The sequence below is a fragment of the Corallococcus sp. AB049A genome (assembly GCF_003668885.1).
In the GTDB taxonomy this organism is placed as follows: Bacteria; Myxococcota; Myxococcia; order Myxococcales; family Myxococcaceae; genus Corallococcus; species Corallococcus interemptor.
Genome location: NZ_RAWL01000426.1, coordinates 1 through 7225, shown reverse-complemented (window position 1 = coordinate 7225; position 7225 = coordinate 1). Strand labels below are relative to the sequence as shown.

7 protein-coding genes are annotated in these 7225 nt (G+C 70.2%); all 7 read right to left on the bottom strand.

Annotated features, from left to right (window positions below; translation table 11 throughout):
- A partial coding sequence (gene coxB, locus D7X55_RS32360; RefSeq protein WP_121725078.1) for a cytochrome c oxidase subunit II occupies positions 1 to 1028 on the bottom strand: 1028 nt, incomplete at its 3' end.
- A complete protein-coding gene (locus D7X55_RS32355; protein WP_120551640.1) occupies positions 1025 to 1573 on the bottom strand; it encodes a cytochrome c in 549 nt (182 codons plus the stop codon). The genes D7X55_RS32355 and coxB, both read right to left, overlap by 4 nt.
- Positions 1570 to 2379, bottom strand: a complete 810-nt coding sequence (locus D7X55_RS32350; protein ID WP_120551639.1) for a substrate-binding domain-containing protein — start codon at positions 2377 to 2379, stop codon at positions 1570 to 1572. The genes D7X55_RS32355 and D7X55_RS32350 overlap by 4 nt, the downstream gene beginning before the upstream one ends.
- Before the next feature lie 7 nt (positions 2380 to 2386).
- A complete protein-coding gene (locus D7X55_RS32345; protein WP_199747258.1) occupies positions 2387 to 4216 on the bottom strand; it encodes a methanol/ethanol family PQQ-dependent dehydrogenase in 1830 nt (609 codons plus the stop codon).
- 151 nt (positions 4217 to 4367) lie between these two features.
- Positions 4368 to 5408: a beta-propeller fold lactonase family protein gene (locus D7X55_RS32340; RefSeq protein WP_121725076.1), complete on the bottom strand. Its 1041-nt coding sequence runs from the start codon at positions 5406 to 5408 to the stop codon at positions 4368 to 4370.
- A gap of 105 nt (positions 5409 to 5513) precedes the next feature.
- On the bottom strand, positions 5514 to 5933 hold the full coding sequence (locus D7X55_RS32335; protein ID WP_121725075.1) for a DUF5684 domain-containing protein: 420 nt from the start codon (positions 5931 to 5933) through the stop codon (positions 5514 to 5516).
- 119 nt (positions 5934 to 6052) lie between these two features.
- The gene (locus D7X55_RS32330) at positions 6053 to 7159 is read right to left on the bottom strand and encodes a type IV pilus twitching motility protein PilT (RefSeq protein ID WP_120551636.1); all 1107 of its coding nucleotides are present in this window, start codon (positions 7157 to 7159) and stop codon (positions 6053 to 6055) included.
- Positions 7160 to 7225 lie beyond the last annotated feature (66 nt).

Genomic DNA, 7225 nt, shown 5'->3' with positions numbered 1-7225 from the left:
AGGTAGACGAGCAGCGCCTGGAGGTCATCCGGCGGCAGGGTGAGGGCGGGCATGTTGTTGCCGGGCTTGAGGCTCTGGGAGTTGAGGATCCATCCGGCCAGGTGCCCCCGGTCGAAGGGCAGCGCGCCGGCGGCCAGCGTGGAGCGGCTGGCGACGTGGGTGAGGTTGGGTCCGGTGGACGCCGCGGCGCCGGTGCCGCTGATGGCGTGGCACAGCGCGCACGGCCCCTGGAGGAACACCTGCTGGCCCCGCTGTGCCATGGGGGCCGTGGGCTGGGGCGCGGGCTGGAGCTGGTGGTTGCGCCAGGCCTCGAACTGCTCGGGGCTCTCCGCCACCACGACGAAGCCCATCTTCGCGTGCTGGATGCCGCAGAACTCGTAGCACTGGCCAAAGAAGGTGCCGGGCCGGTCCGCCTGGAGCTCCAGCGTGTTCTGCTGGCCGGGGATGAGGTCGCGCTTGTTGGTGAGCTCCGGCACCCAGAAGCTGTGGATGACGTCACGCGAGTTGAGCTTGAGGATGACGGGGCGGCCCACCGGCACGTGCAGCTCGTTGGCGGTGACGAGGATGCGCGAGGGGTCCGGGTCCTGCACCCGGAACTCCCACCACCACTGGTGCCCCACCACCTGAATCTCCAGCGCCTCCGGGCTGCGCAGCCGCGCGAGCGCCGCGCCCGTGCTCGCGTTGGCCACGGTGATGACGAAGAGCACCGCCACCGTGAGGCCAGCGCAGAGGCCCACCACGCGGCCCATCCTGCGCTCACGGGCCGGGTCCACCGGCCGGGCCCCCGCGCCGTCCGGCGGCACGGAGTGGGCCTCCACCTCCGGGACCTGCGCCTTCGAACCGCCACGCCGGCGCAGGAGCGCGCCCAGCATGGCCAGCACCACGGCCGTCAGCACGACGGCGGAGATGAGGAACAGCAGGTCCCAGAGCGAGCGCAGGCGCTCGACGTGCGGCCCCCGCGCATCGAGCATGCGCAGCCCGCCGCCGCACCCGGTGCAGAGCCACAGGACTATCGGCAGGCGCTTCATCGCGGCTGCTCCACCTCTTCGGGGCGAGGCGTCTCCCGCGCCTTGCTGGACTCCGAGGGCCGGGTGTTGAGCGTGTCGCTCCGGCCGGGCGCCACGTCCTTCTTCAAGAGCCCGCTCATGGAGCGCACGTAGGCGACCAGCTGCCACACCTGCGTGTCCGGAATCTTTCCCCGGAAGGACGGCATGCCGTTGGGCCGTCCCTCGACGATGGTGGCGTAGATGTTCTCCGGCTCGCTGCCGTATCTCCACTTCGCGTCCATCAGCGGCGGACCCATGCCGCCGCCTCCGCCCGCCGCGTGGCACCCGGAGCAGTTGAACCAGACGAACAGCCGCTTGCCCTGGCTGACGTCGTAGGCGTTGTCCTCGGACGCGGCGCGCGTGGGCGGCGTGGGGGGCGCAGGCGCGACGGGCCCCGCCTGGAGCTCCGACTGCTGGACGTCGCGCGCGGCGGGACGCGCGGCCGCGGGCAGCTCCTGGAAGCGGCGCTGCTCGCGCTCGCAGGAGGTGAGGAACAGCAGGGCACCCATCAGCACCCAGCGGCTCATGGTGACGGCACTCCGTAGCTCGCGAGCAGGGCCCGCACCTCGCGCTTGCGCCGCGTCAGCGCCGCGTCCAGCTCATCGCGCAGGGCCTTGTCTCCCCGGCGCACGCCCACGGCGATGTCGAAGGCGAACACCAGCCCCGGTGGATCCACCTGGGGCGTCACGGGCGTCAGCGTGAGCGGCACGCCCGGGCGGCGCGCGTAGTAACCGGCGAGCGGCCCCCACACCACGGCCACGTCCACGTCGCCCTTGCGCACGGCCTCCACCAGCGCGGACGGTGGGCTGTCCTCCGTGTAGTCGCCATAGAGCGTGTAGCCGGCGACGTTCTGGATGATGCCGCGCCGGGTGAGCGCGTGCGCGGGCGGCGTGTTGGAGAAGTCATCCCCCACCAGGTGCACGCCCACCTTCACGTCGTGCAGGACGGGGTCGTCGAAGGAGCGGACCTTCGGCCCGCCGTCCTTCTTCGACACGAACACGTAGGTGGAGCGGTAGTACGGCCGCGTGGGCAGCACCATCTCCAGCTCCGAGGGCACGCCCATCACCACGTCGCACAGGTTCGCCTTGAGCGTGCTGCGGATGAAGCCCCGGCGCTGCGCCCACCACGTGTACTCGACGCGCGCCTTCAGCTCGCGGCCCAGCAGCTCCGCCAGCCGGTTCTCGAAGCCCTCGCCGCGCGCGTTGGAGAAGGGCAGGTTGTTGGGGTCCGCGCACACGCGCAGCACGCGCTCGGGCTTCGGTTCAGACGGAGTGGGCCCGGCGCCACTGGCGAACAGGAGCAGGCCCACGGTCCATGGAAGAAGGACACTCATTGGAGGCTCAGGGCAGGGCGAAGGTGTAGAGCGTGCCGCCGCGCGTGGTGTGCTGCGGCAGGTCCTTCATGGCGGCACCGAAGCCCAGCGCGATGTTGTCGTCGCGAGGGTCCAGCTCACCGGCGACGATGGCGCCCGCCCAGCCGCCCACGCCGGAGAGCACGGACACGTACTGCTTGCCGTCCGGGCCCCGGAAGGTGATGGGCTGGCCGATGATTCCGCTGCCCACCTTGAACTTCCACAGCTCCTGGCCCGTGCGCGCGTGCACGGCCTTGAACCAGCCATCCATCGTTCCGTAGAAGGCCACGTCGCCGGCCGTCACCACGACGCCGCTCCACACGGGGAATTTCTCCGGGATGCCGAAGACCTTCTTGCCGGCGGCCACGTCCCAGCCGATGAACTCGCCCCGGTTGCCGCCCGGCCCCGCGTACATCTTCACGTTCATGCCGACGTATGGCGTGCCCGCGATGTAGTTGGCCTCGTAGCCCTGCGCGTCCTGGCACAGGTTGTTGCCCGGGATGTAGAGCATCCCCGTCTCCGGGTTGAACGCGGAGGGCGACCAGTCCTTGGACCCGGGGGACGCCGGGCAGATGCCGCGAATCGTCTTGTCGAAGCCCGTCTCCATGCCCGGCACCGGCTGGAGGCGGCCCGTCTTCAGGTCCACGCCCGTGCTGGTGGTGATGTGCCCGAAGGGCGTGGCGGACAGCACCTGGCCCGTCGCGCGGTCCAGCACGTAGACGTAGCCCGTGCGCCCCGGATGGATGAGCACCTGGCGCGGCTTCCCGTTCACGGTGAGGTCCGCGACGATGGACTCGTTGATGCCGTCGTGGTCGTACAGGTCGTGAGGGCTCCACTGGTAGAACCAGACGGCCTCGCCCGTGGAGGGGCGACGCGCGAAGATGCCGCACGTCCACTTGTTGTCCCCGGGCCGCTGCTCCGGGTTCCACGGGCCGGGGTTGCCGGTGCCGTAGAACACCAGGTCCAGCGCCGCGTCGTACGACACCCAGCCCCACACGGTGCCGCCGCCAATCTTCCACTGGTCCGGCGGCCACGTGCGCACGCCCAGGTCCTTGTCCTGGTCGGACGCGTAGAACGGCTTGAAGTTGGGCCCGATGAGCACGTCCGCGTCCGGGCCCGTGCTCATCGCGCGCCACGCGATGGCGCCCGTCTTCGTGTCCAGGCCGGCGGCCCAGCCGCGCACGCCCAGCTCGCCGCCGCTGTTGCCCACGATGACCCGGTCGCGCACCACCAGGGGCGCCATGGTCATGGTCTCGCCCTTGTTGATGTCCCCCAGCTTCGTCTTCCAGAGCTCCTTGCCCGTCTGCGCGTCCACCGCGACCGTGTGCGCGTCCAGCGTGTTGAAGAAGAGGCGCCCGTCCGCGTACGACGCGCCCCGGTTGACGACGTCGCAGCACGCCACGCCCTGGGCCGAGGGCGACGGCGCCGGTTCGTACGTCCACTTCACCGGCGCGCCTTCCTTCGTCAGGTCCAGCGCCACCAGCCGGTTGGGGAAGGGCGTGACGACGTACATCGTCGAGCCCACCACCAGCGGCGCCGCCTCATGCCCGCGCACCAGCCCCGTGGACCACGACCAGGCGAGCTTCAGGTCCTTCACGTTGCCCGCGTGGATTTCCTTGAGCCGGCTGTAGCGCGTGTTGGCCGCGTCCTTGGACGCCGTGAGCCACTGCCCGTCGTCCTCCGCCAGCTTCGACGCGTCCGGCTTCGTCGCTCCGGCCGGAAGGTTGCTGGAGCCCTGCGCGGAGGAAGGGTGCGCGCCTCCCTCCTTCTTGCAACCCGGAGTCAGGAGGAAGAGGCCGGCCAGGACCCACGACGACACGCAGCTTCGATACGGCATAGGCGCGCCACCCTAGGGAACCCGCTGGGTTTGTCGCGGCAATCGAGACCTTGGGCCGTTGGACATCCGATGGAGGGCCGACGCTCTGTCCACCGCCGGACGCAGGCATGGAACCCGGGTCCCAATCTTCCTCTCAGCGGGAGACCGCGATGCCCCAGGGCAGCGTGCCCACGGGGATGCGCTTGAGCACCTGGCCCGTCGCGGGGTCGATGACGGAGACGTCGTTGGAGGGGCCGTTGGCGGTGAAGAGCCGCTGGCCGTCCGGCGTGATGCCCACGCCCCAGGGACGCTCGCCCACGTCCTCCACGGTGCGCAGCAGCTTCCAGGCCGCCACGTCGATGATGGCCACGGCCTTGCCGCGCCCGGTGGTGACGTACAGCGTGCGGCCGTCCGGGGACACCACCGCGCCCATGGGCTTCGCGCCTGCTTCCGGGAAGCTCAGCGTGCCCTTCGCCTGGTGTGTCTTCGCGTCCACGCGGGTGACGGTGCGGCCCTGCTCCGCGGTGACGAAGGCCCACGCGCCATCCGGCGTGAAGGCCACCGCGCGCGGACGGCCTCCCGCCGGGATGCGCGCCACCACCGCCTGCGTGCCGGTGTCGATGACGTAGACGTGGTGGTCCTCCTCGCTGGTGACCCAGGCGAAGCGGCCGTCCGGGCGCAGCGTGACGCCCTCGGGCTCGCCGCCCACGGGCACCGCGTGCGTCACCTTGCCCGTGGCCACGTCCACCACGGAGGCCTTCGCGGCGTCCTCGTTGGAGACGTAGAGGCGCTGGCCGTCCGGGGACACGTCGAAGGACTCGGGGTCGTCCCCGCTCTCCAGCACGCGCAGGACCTGGTGCGTCTTCGTGTCCACCAGCGCGATGCCGTCCGCGGTCCGGTCCGGCGGGGGCAGGGTGTCCTCGTCCGTGCCGGGCGGCGCCCGCATGGAACCACTCACCGCCACGTAGAGCCGCTGGCCGTCCGCAGACAGGCGCAGGCCCCGGGGCCGCTTGCCCACGGGGATGGTGGCGATGACGCGGTTCGCTTCCGCGTCGATGACGGAGAGGTCGTCGGAGCCCTCGTTGCTCACGTACACGAGCGGCCCGGTCTTCCGGGCGCAACCGCGCGAGTCACAGGCCGTCGCGGCGAAGAGCGCCAGCGCGAGGACACGAAAGGGGCGGAGAGCGGAGGCCATGTCCCGGCTCTATCCGAACCGGCGGGCCCCAGAAACACGAACGGCGGTGAAGCGACCGGAAGGCCACTTCACCGCCGCCGTTCACGGCCCGAAAGCCGTGGGGGACTACGCCGCGGCCATGCCACCGCCGGAGGCGGCCGGGCCCTGGTACTGCGCGTCGCCGAAGCCGAGGATGGCGTAGAAGACCGGGCCGAGCAGCGCCAGGCCGATGCCGAAGCCCACGTCCTTGCCGAAGGACTTCGCCATGTCGATGCTGATGATGAACAGCGCGATGATGTTCACGCACGGCAGGAGGGCCAGCACCACCCACCACGCCGGACGGCCGACGATCTTGGTCATCACATAGACGTTGTAGAACGGCACGATGGCCGCCCAGCCCGGCTCGCCCGCCTTGCTGAACGTCTTCCACATGCCCGCGACCACGAAGCCGATGAAGGCCAGGTAGAAGATCCAGAACAGCGGACCCGGGCCCGCCGACTGCTGCTCCTGCATCTGCCGCATCATCTCCAGCTGCTGCTCATCCATGACTTCCCCCTCGGAAGTGTAGGGACCCGTCCTGCCAGGCCGGGTCCACGTTCACTCCAGAACAAAGGCGAAGTCGGGGGCAGAAAGCAAATTCCCTCTCCACTGTCGCGGCTGGCCGCTCAGGCCTTCAGCGTCTCCGGCACCTGCCAGTCCGGCTTCAGCCGCTGGATGACCTTCACGAAATTCTCCTTGTCCTGGGCTTTCTCCAGGGCGGCCTCGGGGAGGATGACGTCGTCCTTCACCAGCCGCTCCAGGTGCATGTCCAGGGTCTGCATGCCCTGGCCCTGGCCCGCCTGCATCTTGGAGGCAATCTGGAACACCTTGCCCTCGCGAATCATGGCGGCGATGGCGGCGCTGCCCACCAGGATTTCGAGCGCGGCGACGCGGCCCTTGCCGTCCGCGGTCTTGATCAGCTGCTGGGCGACGATGCCGGCCAGCGACTCCGCGAGCATGCCGCGCACCTGGCCCTGCTCGTCCGCGGGGAAGGAGTTGATGATGCGGTCGATGGTGGCGGGGGCGCTGTTGGTGTGCACCGTGGCGAAGACGAGCACGCCGAAGCTGGCCAGCTGGAGCGCCAGCTTCATGGTCTCGTTGGTGCGAAGCTCGCCAATGAGGATGACGTTGGGGTCCTCGCGGCCGGCGGAGCGGATGGCGGTGGCGAAGCTGGACGCGTGCGGGCCCACTTCCCGGTGGGTGACCTGGGCCTTGAGCGATTCGTGCACGAACTCCACCGGGTCCTCGACGGTGAGCACGTGCGCGGCGCGCGTCTTGTTGATGTGGTTGATCATCCCCGCGAGCGTCGTGGACTTGCCGGAGCCCGTGGGGCCCGTCACCAGCACCAGGCCGCTGCGGCGGTCCGCCATCTTGCGCACCACCTCCGGCGTCTTCAGGTCCTCCAGCGACAGCACCTTGCTGGGGATGGTGCGGAACACGGCGCCAATGCCGGTCATCTTGTAGAAGTAGTTCGCGCGGAAGCGGGCCTTGGTGCCGTAGCCGTAGGCGAAGTCCAGGTCCAGCTCCTCGACAATCTGCCGCTTCTGCTCCGGCGAGCAGATTTCGAAGAGCAGCGACTCCAGCTCGTTGGAGGAGAGGGGCTCGTCGCGCAGGGGCACCAGTTCGCCGCGGATGCGGCCCAGGGGCGGGTAGCCCACGCTCAGGTGCAGGTCGCTGCCCTTCCTGTCGAGCAGGACGTCGAACCAGGCGGCGATGCGGGGAGTGTCGGTCATGTCAGGCGCCCTTCTTGCCGAGCAGTGAGCCCACCTTGGACAGCATCCGCGCGCCCTCCTGGGCGG

Excerpts from the sequence above, each read along its gene's own strand:
- D7X55_RS32335 (WP_121725075.1), bottom strand. The coding sequence starts at position 5,933 with ATGGATGAGCAGCAGCTGGAGATGATGCGGCAGATGCAGGAGCAGCAG.
- D7X55_RS32340 (WP_121725076.1), bottom strand. The coding sequence starts at position 5,408 with ATGGCCTCCGCTCTCCGCCCCTTTCGTGTCCTCGCGCTGGCGCTCTTC.
- D7X55_RS32355 (WP_120551640.1), bottom strand. The coding sequence starts at position 1,573 with ATGAGCCGCTGGGTGCTGATGGGTGCCCTGCTGTTCCTCACCTCCTGC.
- D7X55_RS32330 (WP_120551636.1), bottom strand. The coding sequence starts at position 7,159 with ATGACCGACACTCCCCGCATCGCCGCCTGGTTCGACGTCCTGCTCGAC.
- D7X55_RS32350 (WP_120551639.1), bottom strand. The coding sequence starts at position 2,379 with ATGAGTGTCCTTCTTCCATGGACCGTGGGCCTGCTCCTGTTCGCCAGT.